The sequence below is a fragment of the Kiritimatiellia bacterium genome (genome assembly GCA_026417735.1).
Lineage (GTDB): Bacteria > Verrucomicrobiota > Kiritimatiellia > PWTM01 > PWTM01 > CAACVY01.
In genome coordinates this window covers 21009-41778 of sequence record JAOACR010000019.1, presented here as the reverse complement: position 1 = coordinate 41778, position 20770 = coordinate 21009, and the positions used below count along the sequence as shown (strand labels likewise).

Sequence of the window (20770 nt, the reverse complement as noted above, 5' to 3'; positions counted from 1 at the left end):
GTGGTCCGTATCCGTTCCCAATCCTAACGTTCGCAGTCCTCGCGCGCCAGCGCGCGCCATGCTGGCGCAGGACGCGAAGCCGGTGGTGCGGTCAGCGCGCGCCGAACGACGCCCCGCGGCCGGCCACCTCGGCGAGAACCCGTTCATATCGGGCGACGATCGCCGGCCACGCGAACTGCTGCCGAGCCCGTGTCGCCGCCGCACGGCCCAGCTCCGCTCGTCGCACCCGATCCGCGAGTAGTTCAAGAACCCGCATCGCGAACCCCGGCCAGTCGCCCGGCTCCACCAGCAGGCCCGTGCGACCATCCTCGACCGCATCGGGAATACCGCCCACGCGCGTCGCGACGGCGGGGACCGACGCCAGTGCCGCCTCGAGGAACACAATGCCAAACCCTTCCACGTCGTACGGCAGATCCAGCGCCGGCAACACAAACAGGTCCGCCCGGCGGTACAGTGCCACCAGCTCTTCGTCCGATACCGCCCCCAGCAGCACCACGTGGTCGGTCAACCCCAGTCGGCGCACTGCCGACTCAATCCTCGCGCGCATGCCCTCCCCGGCATGCACCAGCGACTGCCGGGCATCGTCCCCCGCAACCACCAACAGGACGCTCGGTCGCCAGCGGATGAGCGTGGGCATCACCTGCTCCACCAATTCCAGAACACCCTTTCGGCGGACGAGCCGGCCTACGCTCAGCAGTATGTCGCGACCCGGCCACCGTTCGTCGGGCGGGAGGGCCGCCGCGAGCCGCTCAAAGCGCTCCACATCGACGCCGGGCGGGATGACCGTACAGTTGGCCTCGAGGACCCGATGCCGGCGCAACCGTTGCGCCGATGCGCGGCTGATCGGCAGCACGCGCGCCGCGCGCCGGAACCACCATCCCACCGCCTCACGCCGCCACCATCCCTTCAGCGCCAGCTCGCTCCCATACGCCGGCACCACATACGGTGCGCCAAGAAGGCGGGCGACCGCCCAAGCCGCTGGCGCGGCCGCAACGCTGCCGCAGAGAATCACCTCGGCATGATGGCGCCGTGCCCACTGGACACCGTGGCGAACCGCCGCCAGTTCGAACCACGCCAGCCCAGGTCGATGCGCCCGCTCCACATGGGGCTCGCACGGAGCTTCCATCGAACAGCCAGTGACCAGATGCACGTGGTGGCCCCGGGCGAGCAAACCCCGGTGGAGGTGGCTGACCATCTCTTCGATGCCACCCCGCGCCGGCGGATAGTTCCAGCTCAGGAAAAGAATCCTCAGCGGATCTGCCGGGGGTGCCGGACCTCCCTCTGCGATGACCACTTCTTCGCTTCGTCCCTTTGGTAACCGCCGAGGCGTGGGTAGCTGGGAAGTTATGAGGGCTCTTTGACGACCAGCGGCCGGCCCTGCATCGCGCTCGAGAACAAGTAGGTGCGAACCTCTCGAACTTCATCGCGCACATCACGAATCCAGCCGCTCACCTCTTCAAAACGCTTGTTGACCTCTTCGAAGCGCTTGTTCACCTCTTCGAAGCGCTTGTTCACCTCTTCAAAGCGCTTGTCGATTTCCTCGAATCGTCGGTCAATGTCTTCGAACCGGCGATTCATGTCGTCAAAGCGCTGATCAATCAGTTCAAATCGGCGCTCGAACTGGTCCAAACGCCCCCGAATCACCGTCACCTCTGCGGTGAGGTGTACAATCGCCTCGCGCATGTGGGTGAGCTCCGGCAGCAGCGCGGCCTTGATGGCGTCGACCAGTTCCTCTTTCATCCTTGCCCACTCTACCGGAGCGAGAGCGGCCGCTCAAGTAGGCGCTACCGCTCCTGGTGAGACGCTAGCCCTCCAGAGAGATCAGCATGGGCTCCTCGATCGCCTCGACGATCCAACGCATAAACCGCGCACCGTCGGCACCGTCGATCAACCGATGGTCGTAGGAGAGCGACAACGGCAACATCATGCGCGGTCGGCACACGCTCTCCGGACCGCTCCACACGTTTTCCATCGCCGACCGGCCGACGCCGAGAATTGCGACTTCGGGCGCATTGATGATCGGCGTGAAGAAGGAACCGCCGATCGCGCCCAGGTTGGTCACCGTGAACGTGCCACCCTGCAGCTCGTCCGGCGAAAGCTTACCCTCGCGTGCGCGCTGGGCCAACGAGGTCAGTTCGATCGAGATCTGTATGATGTTTTTCCGGTCCACATCGCGGACCACCGGCACCAAGAGTCCGCGGGGAGTATCCACCGCGACGCCGATGTGGACGTATTTCTTGTAAATGATGGCGCGGCCGGGCATGTCCACGCTCGCATTGAACTTCGGGTGCACTTTCAGTGCGGCCGCAACAATTTTCAGCAGGATCGCGGTGAGCGTCAGCCGGCCGCCCGCCGCTTCCGCCCGCGGCGCAAACCGCTTGCGCAGCGCCTCCAGCTCGGTGATGTCCGCCTTGTCGTGCTGCGTGACGTGGGGGATCGTTGCCCATGCCCGGCTCAGGTGTTCCGCGGTGATCGTGCGGATGGTGGACATGCTCTCCCGCTCGACCGGTCCCCATCGCGTAAAGTCCGGCAGAGGTTCGGCTTCGAGCGCACAGTGCGTACGAACCGCGCGGCCGGTGTTGATCTGGCGCGCATGCCGTTTCACGTCCTCGATCGTGATCCGGCCGCCCGCGCCGCTTCCCTTCACCGCGGAGATATCCACGCCGATTTCGCGCGCAAAACGGCGCACTGAGGGAGCCGCCGGCACCGGCACTCCCGCACGAGCGGCCGCAGGCGGCGGCTCCACCGCGGGCTCGGGTGCGGCCACGGCCGCCCGCGCCGGGGGCGCGGGAGCGGGGGGAGGCGCCGCGCTCGGCGCCGGGCGGACGGTGGGCGCCCCATCGCCGGTGGCCCACCGCAGCACCGCCCCACCCACCACCACGGTTTCACCCGCCCGTACCAGCCACTCGGCGATCCGACCTGCGCGCGGCGAGGGTACCTCGACCGTCGCCTTGCCGGTCTCGATTTCCAGCAGCGGCTGTCCCTCGCGCACCTCCGCGCCCGCCTCCGCCAGCAGTTTCACGATCGTTCCACGCTCAACGTTCTCCCCCAGCGCTGGCAAGGGGAACGTGGTCTCGGCCACCCCTTCCGCTCGGGACGGAGCCTCGCGCGGCTCCGTGGGCACCACGGGTGACTGCACCGCGTCCCCGCCCTCGCCTGCCCATTCGAAGACCGGCTGGCCGACGGTCACCTTCGTGCCCGGGCTGACCAGCAGCCGCCCAATCCGCCCCGCGCGCGGCGCGGGCACTTCGACGGTCGCCTTGCCGGTCTCGATTTCGAGCAGCGGCTGCCCCGCGCTAACCGCGTCGCCCGGGTTCACGAGAACTTTCACCAGGTCCCCGCTCTCGACATTTTCACCGAGCGGAGGAATCGCAAACACCTCGCTCATGTCGGCTCCTGCTCGTTCATGTGCCGCCTGCTCGTCTCACGTGCGCCACGGATCGGGCAGATCGTCCCGGATGTCGAACGCCTTCATCGCGTCGGTCACGCGCACCGCAGGCACCGCGCCCTGTCGCGCCAGCGCGGCGAGCGCGGCGACTGCGATGTGGCCGGCGTCCACCTCGAAGTGCCGCCGCAGCGCCTCGCGCCCGTCGCTGCGGCCGAACCCGTCGGTGCCCAGCGTCTGCCACGGCGCCGGCACATAGCGGGCGATCATGTCGGGCAACACTTTCATGTAGTCCGATGCGGCCACGACGGGCGCGTTGCCTGCCAGCTGCGCCGCCACAAAGGGCACGCGCGGCGGTTCCGTCGGATGCAGGCGATTCCAGCGGTCACACTCGACCGCGTCGCGGTGCAAGCGCTTGTAGGAAGTCACCGACCAGACCTCTGAAGCGACGCCCGCGTGCTCCGCAAGCCAGTCCGCCGCGCGCGTCACCTCGTTGAGAATCGCGCCGCTGCCCAGCAGCCGCACCGCCGGCGCACGCCCCTGCGGCGCAGCGCGGAACCGGTACAGCCCCCGCAAAATCCCCTCCCGGACGCCCTCCGGCATCGGTGGCTGCGGGTAGTTCTCATTCATCACGGTGAGGTAGTAGAAGACGTCCTCCCGCTGCTCGTACATCCGGCGCAGACCATCCTGGATGATTTCGGCCAGCTCATACGCGAACGCCGGATCGTAACACTCGAGATTCGGGACCGGCAGCGCGAGCACGTGGCTGTGACCGTCCTGATGCTGAAGACCCTCGCCGGCCAGCGTGGTGCGTCCGGCGGTCCCGCCGATCAGGAACCCGCGGCAGCGCGAGTCGCCCGCCGCCCAGACAAGGTCGCCGACCCTCTGCATGCCGAACATCGAGTAGAAAATGAAGAACGGGATCATCGGCAACCCGTGGTTCGCGTAGGCGGTGCCGGCCGCAATGAACGACGAAATCGAACCGGCTTCTGTGATGCCCTCCTCGAGGATCTGACCGTCACGCGCCTCGCGGTAGTAGAGCAGGCTCGCCTTGTCCACCGGTTCGTACAGCTGACCCGGGTGCGAGTAAATGCCGCACTGCCGGAACAGAGCCTCCATCCCGAACGTTCGGGCCTCGTCGGGCACGATGGGCACAATGCGCGGTCCGAGTTCCGGGTCGCGCAGCAGCTTCGACAGCAGCCGCACGAACACCATCGTCGTCGAAACGGGCCGCTCGCTGCCGCGCCGGAACTCCTCGATCAGGTCGTCCGGCGGTGCGCGCAGCGAGACCATCGTGGGACGGCGCGCGGGGAGAAAACCGCCGAGGGCAGCCCGGCGCTCCAGCAGATAGCGGATCTCGGGACTGTCCTCGGACGGCCGGTAAAACGGAACCTTCGCAACCTCATCGTCGCTGATCGGGATGCCGAAGCGGTTGCGGAACTCGCGCAGTTCGTCCTCGTTCAGCTTTTTCTGCTGATGTGTGATGTTGCGGCCCTCGCCGGCCTCGCCCAGACCGTAGCCCTTGATCGTCTTTGCGAGAATCACCGTCGGGGCCCCGCGGTGCGCGACCGCCGCCGCATACGCGGCGTACACCTTCTCCGGGTCATGGCCACCGCGACGCAGCCGTTGCAACTGCTCATCCGACATCCCTTTTACCATCTCCAGCAGCCGCGGATCCGCGCCAAAGAAGTGCCGCCGGATGTACGCACCGCCCTCGACCACGTACTTCTGATACTCGCCGTCCACCACCTCCGTCATCCGGCGCACCAGCACCCCGTCGCGGTCGCGCTCCAGCAGCGGGTCCCAATCGCCGCCCCAGATCACCTTGATCACGTTCCAGCCCGCACCGCGGAACGCGGCTTCGAGCTCCTGGATCACCTTGCCGTTGCCGCGGACCGGCCCGTCCAGCCGCTGCAGATTGCAGTTGATCACGAAGATCAGGTTGTCCAGATGCTCGCGGGCGGCCAGCGTGATCGCGCCGAGCGTCTCGGGCTCGTCCGTTTCTCCATCACCGAGGAACGCCCAGACCTTCTGGTCGGTGGGCGGCCGCAGCCCCCGGTCTTCGAGATAGCGAATGAACCGGGCCTGATAGATCGCCATGATGGGCCCCAGGCCCATCGAGACGGTCGGAAACTGCCAGAAGTCCGGCATCAGCCAGGGGTGCGGATAGGAAGCCAGCCCCGGCGTCGCGTGCAGCTCGTGCCGGAAGTTCGCCAACTGCTCCGCGGTCAGCCGCCCCTCGAGAAATGCGCGCGCATAGATGCCCGGCGACGCGTGTCCCTGCACGTAGATCAGGTCGCCAGGATGATCGCCGTGGGGCGCCCGAAAGAAGTGATTGAAGCCGACCTCGTAGAGCGTCGCCGCACTCGCGTACGTGGAGATATGGCCGCCGATGCCCTCCTCCTCGCGGTTCGCTCGCACCACCATCGCCATCGCGTTCCAGCGCACCAGACTCTTGATCCGCCGCTCGATCTCACGGTTGCCGGGGTACGGTGGCTGCTCCGATCGCGGGATGGTGTTGATGTAGGGCGTGTTCGCAGTGAACGGCAGCCGAAGGCCGCGCTCGTGCGCGCGCATCGACAACTCGCGCAGCAGCCGGACCGCCCGGGCCGGCCCCGCCCGCTCGATCACCTCATCCAACGAGGCGAGCCAGTCCTGCGTCTCCTCACGGTCGGCGTCCGTGTCGCGAAATGGTATCTCGTTCATCCGAAGCTCCCGCGCGGGTGCGCGGCCGCGGGAGGGCCGCGATCAAAGCGACACTCTACACCCGCACGGCCGCACCGCAAGCGCCGGCCGCCGTGCGGCGGCCGGCTTGACCGGCACACGGCGCTGCGCCCATCATCCCGCACACTGCCGGCGCGCCGAGGCAGCCCGGCAACGGAGAACGCAGGCATGAACGAGGCACCCCGACATCCGCCGGTCGTCGCGCGGGAGATCCTGCTGCCCTTCATTTTGGTCACTTCGCTGTTCGCACTGTGGGGGTTCGCGAACGACATCACCAACCCGATGGTCGCGGCGTTCAAAAACATTCTTCTCATCAGCAACTTTCAAAGCTCGCTGGTGCAGTTTGCGTTCTATGGCGGCTACTGCGTGATGGCGATTCCGGCGGCGCTGTTCATTAAACGGTTCTCGTACAAGGCAGGTATTTTGATGGGCCTGGCACTCTACTCCGCGGGGTGCTTCCTCTTTGCGCCGGCCGGTTGGCTGATGGCGTTCTGGGCGTTTCTGCTGGCGTACTTCGTCATGACCTGTGGCCTCTCGTTCCTGGAAACCAGCGCGAACCCCTACGTGCTGGCGATGGGCGCGGAGGAAAACGCGACCCGGCGGCTGAACTTTGCACAGGCGTTCAATCCGCTCGGCTCGCTGAGCGGTATGCTCGTCGCCAAGAACATGATCCTGCGCCGGCTGAACCCCGCCACCGAGGCCGAACGCCGGCAGCTTCTGGCCGCGGCCCCGGAAAAGTTCCACGAAATCGCCCAGCACGACCTGGACGTGATCATTGGCCCCTATCTGGGGCTGGGCGTGGTGGTGCTGCTGGTGCTGATTCTGTTCGTCGTCTCCCGGCTGCCGCGAGTCGCCGGCGAGGACCACAAGCAGATTGATTTTCTCGGCACACTGAAGCGGCTGGTGCGCAACGGCCGGTACATCGAGGGTGTCATCGCCCAGGCCTTCTACGTCGGCGTGCAGATCATGTGCTGGACCTTCATCATCCAGTACGCGGAAAACGAGCTGGGGCTGAAGAAAGAAACTGGCCAGTGGTACAACATGATCGCAATGACGATGTTCGTGTCCTTCCGCTTCGTCTGCACCTATCTGCTGAAGTTCTTCAGCCCCGGCGGGTTGCTGCTCTCGCTGGCGATGGGCGGTGGGGCGCTGGTTCTGGGTACGATCTTCCTCAAGGGCATGGCGGGGCTGTACTGTCTGGTCGCAGTGTCCGCGTGCATGTCGCTGATGTTCCCGACGATCTATGGCATCGCGCTGAAGGGCCTCGGGGACGACGCAAAGCTCGGCGCGGCCGGCCTGATCATGGCGATCGGCGGCGGGGCGATCATGCCGCCCCTGCAGGGCTGGATCATGGACCAGAGCCCGCTGAACCTCGGGTTCACGGTCCTCTCAAGCACCCGCACCTCGTTCGTGCTGCCGCTGATCTGCTTCATCGTCATCGCGATCTATGGCTTCCGTACCTCCAAGATCCACGGCCACCACTACGGCTGAACCCGGCGAGGCTTCTCCGCCCGCACCAACAACTGACCCGAGCCGGCAGGTTTGATCTTGCGTTGCGGGCGCGCCAGGTTCCACGACATGGTGAGGCGCCTCTTGCCGCTGCCGGCCGCTTCGACCTCAAGCCCGTCGGAACGGCGCAAGGACGATGGCAGCAGCGATTACGGAGCCGGAAACGGGTGGCCGGCTGGCGTTCGCCGTCGCCCTGGCCGTGCTTCAGCGCCGTGGGTGATGGGCCGCCCCCTTCTCGGTGCCTGGCTGCTGAGCACGGCGTGCGGCGCCGCCGCCCCCCGGGACGAAATCCTCTTCACGGCCGCCGCTAGCAATGCGCAAGCCGCCGCGGAGGCCTGGTCCCGCGCATACCGACAGGTGCGGGGGTGGCTCGCTCACGCGGATCCAACCACCGGCCTGTTCCCGCGCAACCTCCGCGATTCGCCCTACTGGAACGGCCGCGATGCCGCCGCAGATAACTACCCGTTCATGGTGCTCACTGCGGCCATGCTCGGCGACGAGCCACTCCGGCATCGTCTCCTCGAGTTGTTACGCACCGAAGAGCGGCTCACCTCACGCGTCGGCCGCCTGCCGGATGACTGGCTCCTCGCCACGGGCAGCTGGCGGCGTGCCCGGCCGGAGTGGGACAGCCTCGTCTTCGACGGAGCCGAATACGTGAAAGACGGCTTGCTGGCGATCACCGAATGGCTCGGCCCCTCCCCGTGGTCGGAGCGGATGATCGGGATCATCCAGGACATCTGGACGCTCGACACGCCGCTGCGCCCCCAGGGTCCGCTGCCGACCGCGAATCTCGAGGTGCTCGGCGATCTGCTGCAGGCTGGCGCACGGCTCCACCGGTTCACCGGCGACCCGCGCCACCTCGAGTGGGCGATCCGCATCGGCGATCACCTTCTCCTCGGCGATCGCCACCCGGCGCGCACGCCCGGCCGACTCGTGCTGAGCGACCACGGCTGCGAAATCGTCAACGGGCTTTCGGAACTCTACGTCGCCGTCGCACACGCCCGCCCCGACCGCCGGGACGCCTACCGCTCGCCTCTCCGCGAACTGTACGAGACGATCCTCCGGCGGGGCCGCGACACGAACGGCTTCTTCTGGACCTGGATCACCCTTCCCGACGGCCCCCCAAGCGGGCGGCTCACCGATAACTGGGGCTACAACTACGACGGCATCTACACCTTTCAGCTGCTCGAGAACATCCCTGACTGGCGCGACGAGGTCCGACGCGCGCTGCAGAATCTTCCCCGTCTGGCAGGGTACTTCCGCGACATGGACAGCCTCGCCGATTCGATCGAGGGCGCGCTCACACTTTTGCGGCACGAACCCGTGGCGGCCGCCGCCGAGTACGTCGAGCGCGAAATCCGTGCGATGTGGGCACTCCAAAAACCGGATGGCGTCGTCGAGGGCTGGCACGGAGATGGGAACTTCACGCGCACCTCGCTGATGTTCGCACTCTGGAAAACCCAGGGCGCCCGGCTGATCCCCTGGCGTGAGGACTTGCAGCTGGGCGCCGCCCGCGACGGACAGCGTCTACTGTTGCATCTTGCCGCCCGTCAGGCGTGGCGCGGGCGGCTGCTCTTCGACACACCCCGGCATCGCGAGCTGATGCGCCTGCCGCTCGACTACCCGCGCATCAACCAGTTCCCCGAATGGTTCACCGTTGAACCCGACGCCACCTACGCGCTGGACGACCGGACACTGACCGGCCGAGAACTGGCCGCCGGCATAGAGCTTGAACTCCGTGCAGAAGAAGTCCGGCGCATCCGGATCCAACGGCGCTGACAGAGCGACGCCGCGCGCCGGTTGGTGGAGCGGAGGAGGATCGAACTCCCGACCTCCAGAGTGCGATTCTGGCGCTCTCCCAAACTGAGCTACCGCCCCACACCTTACGGGCACTTCAGAATACGCCGCCGGCGCCGAGCCGACAAGTCCGACGCCGTCCCCGCCCACGTTGCGCACCCGTCGCGCAGCTCGTATGTTGGCGTCGGCGCATGAGCGCGACCACTCCATCCCTGTACGAGCAGCTTCGGGAACGCCTCGGGCGGGTGCTGCCGGATTTCGAGATCCGACGCAAAGCCGAGATTGCAGAGGAGATCCTTCGGTTGAAGGCCGAACGCAACGCGGTGATCCTGGCCCACAACTACATGGAGCCCGCGCTGTTCTACTCCGTGCCCGACCACCGCGGCGACTCGCTCGATCTCAGCCGTAAGGCCGCCCGCACCGACGCAGACGTGATCGTGTTCTGCGGCGTCCGCTTCATGGCCGAAACCGCGAAAATCCTGAACCCCTCCAAAACCGTGCTGATCCCCTCGCCCCGTGCCGGCTGCTCGCTCGCCGCCAGCATCACCGCCGAGCAGGTCCGCGAACTGCGCGCCCGCTTCCCCGGCGTGCCGGTGGTCAGCTACGTGAACACCTACGCGGACGTGAAGGCCGAGTCGGACATTTGCTGCACGTCGAGCAATGCGGCGGCGGTGGTCGAGTCGCTGAATTCGCCCACGGTGATTTTCCTGCCAGATCAGTACCTGGCGATGAACGTCGCCCGCGAAACGGGGCGACACATCATCTTCCCCTCGCACACGCCGATCAGCGGCACGGAGGGTCTGCTGGATGTGCAGTTGATCGGTTGGACCGGCCGATGCGAGGTGCACGAGCGGTTCACGGTCGCCGATATCGAAAACGCCCGCCGCCAGTTCCCAGACGTCGTCGTGCTGGCGCATCCGGAGTGCAGTCCGGAGGTCGTCGCCGCGGCGGACTTTGCCGGCAGCACGAACGCAATGATCCGCTACGTCGCGGAGCATCCGGCACCGCGGTACTTGGTGCTCACCGAATGCGCGATGGGCGACAATATCGCCGCCGCGCATCCCGATCGCGAGATGGTCCGCATGTGCAGCATCCGCTGTCCGCACATGAACGAGATCACGATGGAGGACACCCGCGACGCGCTGAAGTTCCTGCGCTACGAGGTCGATGTGCCGGAGCCCACCCGCAGCCGCGCGCGCCGCGCGGTGGAGCGGATGCTCGCGATTGGATGAGGCGCGGCGTCGTCCGTCCCGCGGCGCTGCGCGCGATTGCGGCGCTCTCGACCCGCCTGGCCACCGCCGAACCCGCTGTCCCCCACGACGCTGCGGCCGCGATCACCGAACCCACCGCCGTGGACCGGCTGCAGGCCGATGTCAGCCGTCACATGCTGGCGCTGCTCGACCGCGTGGACCGCTTCTTCGGCGATGAACGCATCGAAGACGACGTTGGCGGCTCCCAGGTTCGCGCCGGCCTCGGGCTGCGGTGGGACCGCGCGGAAGGAGTGTCGCTGGTGACCCGATTCCGCGGCCGGCTCGACCTGCCGAAAACGGAGAAGCGACTCCAGCTCATCCTCGACAACCTGACCGAAACCGGCGATCCGCTGGAGCGCAGCCCGCTGGCCGACACGTTGGACGCCTCGCAGCCCGACGCGGGCCTGCGCTACATCGCGCGCGAAAGCCGCCGGACGCGGCTGTCGGCGGATGTCGGCGCGCGGCTGAGCGAAACTCCCCAGACCTTCGGCCGCCTTCGCTTCCGGTACCGTCTCCCACTGGGCGTGTGGGAACTTCGCCTGACTGAAACTGCGTATTGGTATACCTCCGACGGCTTCGGGGCCTCCACCGAACTGCGCTGGAGCCGCGACTGGTCCAACGGTTGGTCCTTCCGTTCGATCTCGCGGCTGGAGTGGGAGGAAAGCCGGGACGGCGTCACGCCGGTGCAAGTCTTCGAGTGGCTGCGCGCGCAGCCGGAGAGTGGGCGCGGCCATCGTCTGTCACTGGCGGCGGAATGGCCCGAAACGCCCCGCGGCGGAAAGTCGTCCTACAGCGCCTCGTACGGGTTCCGGCGCACGCTCGGCCGCCCGTGGCTGCTCCTCGAGGTCGCGCCGGGCGTCGCATTTCGGGAGGCGCGAGATTTCGAGCCCGACCCGCGGATCGAACTCGTCTTCGAGGCGATCTTTGGCGCGCTGTAGACGGCGAAGCGCCTCCAAGGGTGGGAAACTTCTCCGCTGCTCATCTCCAATCCTTGGACCGCCCCGCAGGGTCGCAGTGACCCAACCGCGGCGCCGCCACCCTCCCGTCGGCTCAGCCCGCCCAACGCGCGGGACGTCGCCAGGAGATCGGGTCGGGCTGCCGCCAGCGTCCCAGCGGCGGGTCCGCCGGCCGTGCTCGGACCCACCGCGCAGGGACGCCGGCGATCATTCCGAGCAGCGCCGGTCCCAGCGAGACCCGCCGAAGCCATGTCCGCCGCTTCATCGCCACACCCCCGCGATGCTCTCCGCGCACACGCCACAGGCGCCGCCCACCACGCGGTTCTCCAGCACCGTGTAGCGCACGCGCCGTACCACCGCTGCACCGCAAGCGGGACAGCGCGTCACTTCGCCCTCCGGCACGTGCACGTTGCCGACATAGACGTACCGCAACCCCTCCGCACGGCCGATGTCGCGAGCCCGCCGCAGCGTTTCCGGCGGCGTCGGCGGCAGGTGGCGCAGCCGATACTGAGGATAGAACGCGGAGTAATGCAACGGCGTATCCGGACCGAGCGTCTGGCGCACCCAGCGCGCGACCGCCCTCAGGTCCTCATCGCGGTCGTTCAGCGTCGGAATCACCAGGTTCGTGATCTCCACCCACACGCCCAGCGCCGCAAACAGCTCGATCGCGCGAAGGATCGGCGTCAGTTCGCCGTCGCAGATTTCGCGGTACAGGCGATCATCCATAAATTTCAGGTCAATGTTCGCCGCGTCGGTCACTGCGGCCAGCTCACGCAACGGTGGCTCGCGAAGGTACCCGGCGGTCACCAGCACGTTGCGCAGCCCCCGTTCGCGAGCAAGCCGCGCGGTGTCCAGCGTGTACTCGTACCAGACCACCGGTTCGGTGTAGGTGTACGCAATCGAGGGGGAGCGCTCGCGCAGCGCCAGCTCGACGACCCCGGCGGGCGGCAGCGGCACCACATCCAGATCCTCCGGGTTCGCCTGCGAAATTTCCCAGTTCTGACAGTTCTTGCAATGCAGATTGCAGCCCGCCGTCGCGATCGAAAGAATCGGGGTGCCGGGCAGAAAGTGAAACAGCGGTTTTTTCTCGATCGGGTCCAAGTGAATCGCGCACGGCGCGCCCCACGTCAAGGCAACGAGCCGCCCGTCGAGGTTCGCCCGGATCCGACAATCCCCCCGCTCTCCCGGCCCCAGCACACACTGTCGGGGGCAGAGCTCGCACATCACCGTCGTGGACGCCGGCTCCCGCACACGTCCAATCTACCACACGCGGGGCGCGCTGCACGGCGGCGGCGCCCTCCGCCCTCCGTCAGCCAACCGAAACGGTCGCGGAGAGCGTCGGACCGCGCGTCTCCAGCTCGTACAGTCGCGCAAATGTCTGGGCATGGCGGACGAAGTCACCGAGAAACAGCACCGGGTGCGGTCCGCCGTACGCGTCGCAGACGTCCGCGAGGCCATCCAGCCGCGCGAGCACACGGGTCGCACATCCGCCGGTGGGCGGCGCGGCGGGCGATCCGAGGCACTCCCCGCCCCACACGTCCAGCCGGCGGCGGTCCGCGTGGTATTTCAGCAGTGTGATCCGTTCGCCGGCGGGCCACTGCACATCCAGCGCCACGGTCTTCGGCAGCTGGTGGAAGAACGGCCGCAGCGCGTAGGGCATTACCGGCGTGGCGGGTCCGCCCAGCCGCGTCGTACAGGTGCAGTGCGCACCGAAATACAGATTGCGCTCGGTGTCGAACTCGGGATTGTGCTGGAAGCCCGGTCGGCCGAAGCACGCCGCGCCGAACATCAGCGTGAGCGTCGCGTTGAGGTCATTCTCACAGCCGCAGGCCACCAGCCGGCTGTTCAGCAGCGAAAAACTCAGACACGGCTTGCGGTGTTTCAGAAACAGGCACTCGATCGTGATCGCATCGGCCTCAAACTCCTCGAGCATCCGCTCGACAGTGCGGTGCGCCCGGGCCGCGTCCCGGAATGCGCCCGGCCCCAGATCGGTAACGCGCGACGCGCCCGCCCGCACCTCCCGCACCAGCCGTTCCAGCTCCGGAGTGAACGGCTGCGCGTCGAACCGGCTGTTGAACTCTGCGGCCGGTAGCGTTGTGATGCGCGTGCCGAAGAACGGCTCGGCGGTCTCCGACCTCCGCTCCGCGCGGCCGCTGACGCGCAGCAGATGCGCCCCCCGCATCGCGACCCGCGCCCGCACTGCGCGCAGACCCCGTTCGATCGCCTCCCAGTGTTCGATCGAGTGGATGTACTGCACGCGAGGCGCCCGCCGCAGATACTCCGGCGGCAGCTGATGGTTCGCGCCGACCGGCTGGTACACGATCACCGGACCGGTCCAGCGCTGAAGTACCGGCTTCAACTTCGGGCTGAAACTGTTCCAGAAGTTCACCAGCAGCAGCGCGTCGGGCGCGTCCGCGATCGCCGCCTCGAGCCATCCGGCGATCGCCGCGTCCGTGTACAACGAGCCGGGTTCTAACCGAACGTCCACCTCCAATCGCTGGGCGATAGTCCGGATCTGCCGCTCGAACTTCGCCCGCTGCACATCCGGCTCGAACTGATTGCCCGGCCAGGTGAACCACTGCTGCGGCGCCCAGCTGTCCTCGCAGCGGCCGGCCAGTACCACCTCGGCCGGCGGATACAGAAACGCGCCGCGCACCCGCGGCCGTACGCGCAGCTTCCACGCCGGCCCGCTTTGTTCCACGGGCCGAATCATTTGACAGCCTCCCAGCCACGAAACGCCTGCGGCCACCCCAACGCAGATCAGAAACCCCCGTCGATCCGTGTTCATGGTCCGTCTCCTGCCTCGCTCCGCGTCGAATCCTGCGCATCGCGGACACCGGGGGCAACCCCTTCGCCGCCGGAAGGAAACGACTGCGCGTCGAGCAACGCCTCAAGCCCGTCCAACAGCGCGAGGGTGCGAAGCGACGGTTGCACCCACCCCGGGTCTGTCACTGTTTCGATCCGCGGCGCTCCGCGCTCCGCACCGGGCCAGCGCCGTCGCCACCAGGCGCCGGCAGCCGTGCGCTCGGAGGCCGCCGCATGCACCAACACCAGGTCCGGCCGCGCCGTCCAGAGCTGCTCCATCTCGGCCGGCCGCCACCGCTCCCGGCCAGGCAGTTCCGCGCCCGCGTTCACAGCACCGGCCAGCTCGATCAACTCGCCGACAAACGTCCCCGCACCGGCGACCAGCGGCCGCTCCGTGCCGACGACGAAGATCACCCGCGGGCGGTGCGCGCGCGGCGGGCGTCGGCGGCACCGCTCGAGCGTTTGCTCAAACTGTTCCACCGCCGCCGGCGGGCGCGCCGGATCGCCACCGGCCAGCTCGTGCAGCCGCCGCGCTGCGCGCGGAATGTCGGCGAGGCGCTCGAGCTCGACGCGTTCCACCCGCAAGCCGGGCCGCAGTCGCCGCACCTGCGCCAGCCCGGCGGGCGGCTCGCCCTGCAGCACCATCAGCTCCGGCCGCACCGCAAGCAGCGCTTCCACGTGCAACGAATGCGCGTCGCCGACCACCGGTCGCGACTCGCCGGGCGGCAGTCGAGTCCACTGCGTCACTCCGACCACCTGCGCTGTGAGACCGATCTCGAACGCGATCGCCGCCAGCGCCGGCGAACCCGGTACGATCCGCGGGCCTGCTGCGCCGCACGTTTCCCCCTGCACCAGCAGTGCAGCTGCCAGCATCCCCGCCTGCCCGATCCGGCCGCGACCTCTTTTCATCTCCTTGCCGCGCCGCTATAGTAGCGTGGACGGTCCAAACACCAACCGCACAGGAGGACGTAACATGAGCAGAAAAATCCGAATGGGCATGGTCGGCGGAGGCCCGGGCGCGTTCATCGGCGAGGTGCACCGCAAGGCGGCCCGGCTGGACGGTCTGATCGAACTGGTTGCCGGCGCGTTTGACATTGATCCGAACAAGAGCATTCAGCAGGGCAAGGCGCTGAATCTCGATCCGAAGCGCGTCTATCCGGACTACAAGACGATGATCGCCAGCGAGCGCGCGCTGCCGCCAGAGGAGCGCATTGACTTCGTCGCGATCACGACGCCGAACAACTGGCACTATCCGATCGCGGCCGATTTTCTGAAGGCCGGCTTCGATGTGATGTGTGAGAAGCCGATGACGCTGAACGTCGCCGAGGCGCGCAAGCTGAAGAAGCTCGTCGAGACCACCGGCCGCGTGTTCGGGCTGATGCATAACTACGTGGGGTATCCGATGGTGAAGCTCGCGCGCGACATGGTCCGCCAGGGTGATCTGGGCGCGATCCGGAAGGTCGTGGTGCAGTATCCGCAGGGCTGGCTCGCCCGTCCGATCGAGCGCGAAGGGCAGATGCAGGCCGCCTGGCGCACCGATCCGAAGCAGAGCGGCGCGGCCGGCTGCATGGGCGATATCGGCACGCACGCGGCGAACCTCGCCGAGTACATCACCGGCCTGCGGATCGAGTCCGTCTGCGCAGACCTCACCACGTTCGTGCCGGGCCGCAAGCTCGACGACGACGGCAACGTGCTGCTCCGGTTCAAGGGCGGCGCGAAGGGCGTGTTGCACGCCAGCCAGGTGTCGATCGGCGAGGAGAACAACCTCGCGATCTGGGTGCACGGCGAGAACGCGAGCCTCGAGTGGCATCAGGAGCACCCGAACTACCTGTACGTGCGGCGGATTGACGCGCCGGAAGAAGTCTGGAAGCGCGGCAATGGTTACATCGGCAAGAAGAGCCCCGCCGCCGCGCGCGCGACGCGTCTGCCGTTCGGCCATCCGGAGGCGTTCATCGAGGCGTTCGCGAACCACTACCTGAACTTCGCGAGCGTGCTGCAGGCGCGTATCGAGAAGCGCAAGCCGACGGAGCTGGAGCTCGACTTCCCGGGCGTGGACGAAGGGCTGCGCGGGATGCTCTTCATCGAGTCGGTCGTGAAGTCGTCAAAGCTGGGCGCGAAGTGGGTGAAGATCCCCACCGCCTGAGCTGATCGTTCGCGGCGGGCCGCCCGCCCGCCGAACAGGTCCGCGCCGCTCCGCCCCCGCGGAGCGGCGCGGTTCCGTTTGCGGTCGCACCGCGCGCCGTCAGTTCTGCGTCGCAACTGCGCGCCGATACAATTGCTCGACGAGCTCCGCGACCTCCTCCACCGAGCGGCCCGTCGTGTCCACGCGGTGCGGAATCGCCTCGTAGAACGGCCGCCGCGCCTCGAGCAGCTCGCGGACCCGCCGCTCGCGGTCCGGCGCCTGCAGCAGCGGCCGGTGCATGTCCGTCGCCACCCGCTGCAGAATCGCCTCCGGACTGGCCAGCAGGCACACCACTACGCCCCCCCGGCCAAGATGCGCGATATTTTCAGGATTCAACACAATGCCGCCACCCGCCGCGATCACCAGCGAGCACGGCGTGGCCAGCTCGGCCGCCAGCGCGCTCTCAAGGCGGCGAAAGTACGGCTCGCCCGAATCCCGGAAAATCTCCGGGATCGTGCGCCCCTCGCGCTGCTCAATCATCACGTCCATGTCGAGAAATCGCCGGCCCCAGCGCTCCGCCAGCCGACGGCCAACCGCGGACTTGCCGGTGCCCATGAACCCCACCAGCACCAGATTCGCCGGCGATGAAGGTGCCCCCCAACTCACGGCCGCCACCGCCCCACCGTCGCCATGTAAAGTTCCCACCATTCCTGCCCGCCGAGCAACCAGAGCGTCGCACCGAGGGCCAGGAACGGCCCGAACGGGATCGCGCTGCGCAGTTCGCGCCGGCGAAGCGCGACCAGCCCCAGCCCGACCACCGCGCCGAACAGCGAGGAGACCAGAAACGTGAACAGCACCGCCGGCCAGCCAAAACAGGCGCCGATCGCGCCCATCAGCTTCACGTCGCCCATTCCCATCGCCTCCTGCCCGAAGATCCGCTCCCCCGCCCACGCCAGCAGCGCGAGCACGCCGGCACCCACCGCCGCGCCAACCGCCGAACGCGCCAGCCCCACCCACCGGCGGTCCGCATCGTGCAGCTCCGGCCACAGCCACGCCGCCACCAGCCCCACCACCACACCCCCCAGCGATACGCGGTCCGGAATGTACATCTCATCCAGGTCCACAAACGTCGCCAGCGTCAACCCGGCGACTGCGAGCGCGCCGAGCCCGAACATCGGGCTCCAACCGTACCGCCACGCGAGCGCCGCCCAAAGCGCCGCCACGAGTGCCTCCACCATCACGTAGCGCGGCGAAATCGGCGCCCGACAGTGCCGGCAGCGCGCGCGAAGCACCAGCCAGCTCACAATCGGAATGTTGTCGTACCACGCGATCGGCGTGCCGCACGCGGGGCAGCGCGACCCCGGCCGCACAATCGAAAGATCCTTCGGAATCCGGTAGATACAGACGTTCAGAAAGCTACCGGCGCAGGCGCCGAAAAGACCGGCCACCAGCGCCATCGCCACCGGCGGCCATTCGAACGGCCCGATCATCCGTACACCGCGCGCTCCAGCGCCGCGCGCATCACGTCCACCGGCGCCGTGCGGCCGGTCCACAGCTCCAACGCGCGCACACCCTGATGCAGCAGCATGCCCAACCCGTTGGCGGCCCGCGCACCGGCGCTCTCTGCCGCCCGCATGAACGGCGTGACGGGCCGGTGATAGATGAGGTCATACGCGAGCACACCCCGCGCAAACGCCTCGGGCGGCAGCGGCGAGAGGTCGCCCTCGTGCAGCCCGACCGGTGTGGCCTGCACAATGAGCTCCGCGGCGGCCGCAGCCCGCGCGGCCTCCGCCACCGGCACCGCGGCCACCGCCACCGCCGGCGCAGCGGCGCGCAGCTCCGCCCGCAGCCGTGCGGCCCGCTCCTCCGCCGCATCGCATACCGTGACCGCTGCGGCACCGGCCCGCGCACACTCCAGCGCAACCGTCCGTCCCGCACCGCCGCAGCCCAGCACAAACACTCGCAGCCCCCTCGGCGACACGTCGAACGCTTCCCTCACCCCGCGCAGGAAACCTTCGCCGTCCGTGCTGTGGCCCACCGGCCCCTCTGGCGTGAACCGGATCGTGTTCACCGCGCCGGCCCTCTGCGCGCTCTCGTCCAGCGCGACGACACACCGCGCCGCGATTTCCTTCAACGGCACCGTCACGTTCGCCCCCGCGCAACCGATCGCTGCCAGACCTCGGATCGCCGCCGGCACCTCCTCCGGCCGAACATCGAACGCGAGGTACACCGCGTTGAGGCCCAGCTCGCGCAGCGCCGCATTGTGCATCACCGGCGAGAGACTGTGCGCGACCGGATGCCCCAGCACCGCGAACAGCTGCGTCTGCGCGTTCGGCCAGTCCCGCCCGCCACCGCTCACGGCCGCCCTCCACCGTCGCCGCGCTTCGTGCCCCGCCGCAACGCCGCAGCACGGCCATACAGGTAGCGGTTCACCGCGCTCAGGTACGCTCGCGCACTCGCCTCGACCACATCGGTGCTCGAGCCCCGCCCCGCCACCGGCTCGCCGCGGTCAAACCGCACCTTCACCACCACCTCGCCCAGCGCGTCGGTCCCCTGCGACACCGCCCGCAGCCCGTACTCAAGCAGCTCGCCCTCCAATCCGACAATCCGGTCAATCGCACGGATCGCCGCATGCACCGGACCGTCGCCCGTGCCGGCCTCCTGCACCACCGCCGCCGGCTTCGCCCTGCGCAGCCGCACCGTCGCGGTCGGAATCGCATGATTGCCGCTGCTGAACCCCAGATAGTCAAGCGACCAGGTCGGCGGCACATCGTCCAGCCGCGCCTCGACCAGCGCCACCAGATCCTCGTCGTACACGAACTTCTTCTTGTCGCCGATCTCTTTGAACTTCGCGAAGATGTCGTCGAGATCCCGCTCGGACAGCCGGAACCCCAGGTGTCGCAGCCGCGCGGAGACCGCGTGGCGACCGCTGTGCTTGGTCAGCGGCAGCTCCGTGTGCCCCCAGCCAACGTCGCGCGGGTCCATGATCTCGTAGGTCTCGCGCTTCTTCAGGATGCCGTCCTGGTGAATGCCGCTGGAGTGGGCGAACGCGTTCTCCCCCACGATCGCTTTGTTCCGCTGCACCACCATGCCGCTCAGCCGCGAGACGAGCCGGGACGTCTTCAGAATCTCACGCGTCTGGATGCCGGTGGTCAGCTGTCCGAACGCATCCGCACGCGTCTTCAGCGCCATCACGATCTCTTCCAGCGCCGCGTTGCCCGCCCGCTCGCCGATGCCGTTCACTGTGCACTCCACCTGACGCGCGCCGTTGCGGACCGCCGCCAGCGAATTGGCGACCGCCAACCCGAGATCGTTGTGGCAGTGAACGCTGATCACCGCCTCGCCCCGCTGGAACTCCGGCACCTGCTCCCGCAGGTGACGGATCAGCGCGCCAAACTCGTCCGGCGTCGCATAGCCGACGGTGTCCGGAATGTTCACCGTCCGCGCACCCGCCGCGACCACCGCGCGGCACACCTGCACCAGAAAGTCCCGCTCCGTGCGCGAGGCGTCCTCCGGAGAAAACTCCACATCCTCCACCCACTGCCGCGCCCGGCGGACGCCCTCCACCGCCAGCCGCAGGATCTCGTCCTCCGGCTTGCCCAACTTGTACTCGCGGTGGATCTTCGACGTCGCAAGGAACACGTGGATGCGCGCCCGCCGGCCGGCCGGCTTCAGCGCCGCGCCCGCGGCGTCAATGTCCTTCGGCACGCAGCGAGCCAGCCCCGCGATGATCGGCCCCCGTACCTGCCGTGCGATCGCCTCCACCGCGCCGAAGTCGCCCGTGCTGATCACCGGAAACCCCGCCTCGATCACATCCACGCCGAGCCGGGCCAGTTGCCGCGCAATCTCGAGTTTTTCCCGCGGCGACATCGACGCGCCGGGGCACTGCTCGCCGTCGCGCAACGTCGTATCGAAGATCCGAACCCGCCGATCGTCCCGGTTCATTCTTGCTGGCTCCATGCTACCCGCCGGCCCGCACAACAAAAAGACCCACCGCACCGCGGTGGGCCCTCATGCCGTCCGTCGGGAAACGCTCAGCCCGGCGCCGGACCCACCGCGCGCCCGCGAAGCCCCAGCAGGTTCACCCGCCCAAGGCCAACCCCGAACGCAACGGTGGCGACGCCAGCCTTCATCGCCGTGAACCTACTCCCGCCTACGCCCGTCGTCAAGAAACGTCTCCCCCAGCGAATCCGGAACTCACCGCGGACCCGGCGGAGCGGCC

General features: G+C 68.1%; 17 protein-coding genes and 1 tRNA gene. 5 read left to right on the top strand and 13 right to left on the bottom strand.

The features are described from left to right. Positions 1–91: 91 nt before the first annotated feature. The 4 genes from N2652_09835 to aceE form a co-directional block, all read right to left on the bottom strand. Complete coding sequence (locus N2652_09835; protein MCX7819486.1) at positions 92–1294, bottom strand: glycosyltransferase family 4 protein; 1203 nt, start codon at positions 1292–1294, stop codon at positions 92–94. Between the two features lie 50 nt (positions 1295–1344). Then, positions 1345–1740 (bottom strand): hypothetical protein, encoded by a 396-nt coding sequence (locus N2652_09830; GenBank protein ID MCX7819485.1) that lies wholly within the window; start codon positions 1738–1740, stop codon positions 1345–1347. A 64-nt stretch (positions 1741–1804) separates the two neighbouring features. After that, the gene (locus tag N2652_09825; GenBank protein MCX7819484.1) at positions 1805–3388 is read right to left on the bottom strand and encodes a 2-oxo acid dehydrogenase subunit E2; all 1584 of its coding nucleotides are present in this window, start codon (positions 3386–3388) and stop codon (positions 1805–1807) included. 36 nt (positions 3389–3424) lie between these two features. Next, a complete protein-coding gene (gene aceE / locus N2652_09820; protein ID MCX7819483.1) occupies positions 3425–6091 on the bottom strand; it encodes a pyruvate dehydrogenase (acetyl-transferring), homodimeric type in 2667 nt (888 codons plus the stop codon). A gap of 186 nt (positions 6092–6277) precedes the next feature. On the opposite strand from aceE, the gene fucP reads away from it, so the two are divergent. Next, complete coding sequence (fucP, locus tag N2652_09815; GenBank protein MCX7819482.1) at positions 6278–7600, top strand: L-fucose:H+ symporter permease; 1323 nt, start codon at positions 6278–6280, stop codon at positions 7598–7600. A 237-nt stretch (positions 7601–7837) separates the two neighbouring features. Further along, positions 7838–9397 (top strand): hypothetical protein, encoded by a 1560-nt coding sequence (locus N2652_09810; GenBank protein MCX7819481.1) that lies wholly within the window; start codon positions 7838–7840, stop codon positions 9395–9397. Between the two features lie 22 nt (positions 9398–9419). On the opposite strand, the gene N2652_09805 is transcribed toward N2652_09810, so the two are convergent. Then, positions 9420–9496, bottom strand: a tRNA-Ala gene (locus N2652_09805). 110 nt (positions 9497–9606) lie between these two features. On the opposite strand from N2652_09805, the gene nadA reads away from it, so the two are divergent. Together nadA and N2652_09795 are read left to right on the top strand one after the other, a co-directional pair. Beyond that, on the top strand, positions 9607–10647 hold the full coding sequence (nadA, locus tag N2652_09800; protein MCX7819480.1) for a quinolinate synthase NadA: 1041 nt from the start codon (positions 9607–9609) through the stop codon (positions 10645–10647). Beyond that, entirely contained in the window at positions 10644–11603 is a 960-nt protein-coding gene (locus tag N2652_09795) for a hypothetical protein (GenBank protein MCX7819479.1), read from the top strand. The genes nadA and N2652_09795 overlap by 4 nt, the downstream gene beginning before the upstream one ends. Before the next feature lie 112 nt (positions 11604–11715). Here N2652_09795 and N2652_09790 read toward each other — a convergent pair whose 3' ends face one another. From N2652_09790 to N2652_09775, 4 genes are read right to left on the bottom strand one after another with little or no spacing between them, the layout of a single operon-like run. Next, positions 11716–11886, bottom strand: a complete 171-nt coding sequence (locus N2652_09790; GenBank protein MCX7819478.1) for a hypothetical protein — start codon at positions 11884–11886, stop codon at positions 11716–11718. Then, positions 11883–12872 carry an AmmeMemoRadiSam system radical SAM enzyme gene (amrS, locus tag N2652_09785; GenBank protein ID MCX7819477.1) on the bottom strand — a complete coding sequence of 330 codons (990 nt, stop codon included), beginning with the start codon at positions 12870–12872 and terminating at the stop codon, positions 11883–11885. The genes N2652_09790 and amrS overlap by 4 nt, the downstream gene beginning before the upstream one ends. Positions 12873–12930: 58 nt before the next feature. Continuing rightward, complete coding sequence (locus N2652_09780; GenBank protein ID MCX7819476.1) at positions 12931–14409, bottom strand: hypothetical protein; 1479 nt, start codon at positions 14407–14409, stop codon at positions 12931–12933. After that, on the bottom strand, positions 14406–15335 hold the full coding sequence (locus tag N2652_09775) for an ABC transporter substrate-binding protein (protein ID MCX7819475.1): 930 nt from the start codon (positions 15333–15335) through the stop codon (positions 14406–14408). The genes N2652_09780 and N2652_09775 overlap by 4 nt, the downstream gene beginning before the upstream one ends. Before the next feature lie 64 nt (positions 15336–15399). On the opposite strand from N2652_09775, the gene N2652_09770 reads away from it, so the two are divergent. Beyond that, complete coding sequence (locus N2652_09770) at positions 15400–16569, top strand: Gfo/Idh/MocA family oxidoreductase (GenBank protein MCX7819474.1); 1170 nt, start codon at positions 15400–15402, stop codon at positions 16567–16569. A 99-nt stretch (positions 16570–16668) separates the two neighbouring features. Here N2652_09770 and N2652_09765 read toward each other — a convergent pair whose 3' ends face one another. The 4 genes from N2652_09765 to N2652_09750 are packed head-to-tail and all read right to left on the bottom strand — an operon-like array spanning position 16669 to position 20493. Further along, on the bottom strand, positions 16669–17223 hold the full coding sequence (locus N2652_09765) for a shikimate kinase (GenBank protein ID MCX7819473.1): 555 nt from the start codon (positions 17221–17223) through the stop codon (positions 16669–16671). Beyond that, positions 17211–18038 carry a prepilin peptidase gene (locus N2652_09760; GenBank protein ID MCX7819472.1) on the bottom strand — a complete coding sequence of 276 codons (828 nt, stop codon included), beginning with the start codon at positions 18036–18038 and terminating at the stop codon, positions 17211–17213. The genes N2652_09765 and N2652_09760 overlap by 13 nt, the downstream gene beginning before the upstream one ends. After that, entirely contained in the window at positions 18035–18907 is an 873-nt protein-coding gene (gene aroE, locus N2652_09755) for a shikimate dehydrogenase (GenBank protein ID MCX7819471.1), read from the bottom strand. The genes N2652_09760 and aroE overlap by 4 nt, the downstream gene beginning before the upstream one ends. After that, on the bottom strand, positions 18904–20493 hold the full coding sequence (locus tag N2652_09750) for a 2-isopropylmalate synthase (GenBank protein ID MCX7819470.1): 1590 nt from the start codon (positions 20491–20493) through the stop codon (positions 18904–18906). The genes aroE and N2652_09750 overlap by 4 nt, the downstream gene beginning before the upstream one ends. Positions 20494–20770 lie beyond the last annotated feature (277 nt).

Coding starts and splice junctions, on each gene's coding strand:
- N2652_09830 (MCX7819485.1), bottom strand. CDS start 1,740: ATGAAAGAGGAACTGGTCGACGCCATCAAGGCCGCGCTGCTGCCGGAG.
- N2652_09825 (MCX7819484.1), bottom strand. CDS start 3,388: ATGAGCGAGGTGTTTGCGATTCCTCCGCTCGGTGAAAATGTCGAGAGC.
- aceE (MCX7819483.1), bottom strand. CDS start 6,091: ATGAACGAGATACCATTTCGCGACACGGACGCCGACCGTGAGGAGACG.
- fucP (MCX7819482.1), top strand. CDS start 6,278: ATGAACGAGGCACCCCGACATCCGCCGGTCGTCGCGCGGGAGATCCTG.
- N2652_09810 (MCX7819481.1), top strand. CDS start 7,838: ATGGGCCGCCCCCTTCTCGGTGCCTGGCTGCTGAGCACGGCGTGCGGC.
- nadA (MCX7819480.1), top strand. CDS start 9,607: ATGAGCGCGACCACTCCATCCCTGTACGAGCAGCTTCGGGAACGCCTC.
- N2652_09795 (MCX7819479.1), top strand. CDS start 10,644: ATGAGGCGCGGCGTCGTCCGTCCCGCGGCGCTGCGCGCGATTGCGGCG.
- N2652_09790 (MCX7819478.1), bottom strand. CDS start 11,886: ATGAAGCGGCGGACATGGCTTCGGCGGGTCTCGCTGGGACCGGCGCTG.
- N2652_09780 (MCX7819476.1), bottom strand. CDS start 14,409: ATGAACACGGATCGACGGGGGTTTCTGATCTGCGTTGGGGTGGCCGCA.
- N2652_09775 (MCX7819475.1), bottom strand. CDS start 15,335: ATGAAAAGAGGTCGCGGCCGGATCGGGCAGGCGGGGATGCTGGCAGCT.
- N2652_09770 (MCX7819474.1), top strand. CDS start 15,400: ATGAGCAGAAAAATCCGAATGGGCATGGTCGGCGGAGGCCCGGGCGCG.
- N2652_09760 (MCX7819472.1), bottom strand. CDS start 18,038: ATGATCGGGCCGTTCGAATGGCCGCCGGTGGCGATGGCGCTGGTGGCC.
- N2652_09750 (MCX7819470.1), bottom strand. CDS start 20,493: ATGAACCGGGACGATCGGCGGGTTCGGATCTTCGATACGACGTTGCGC.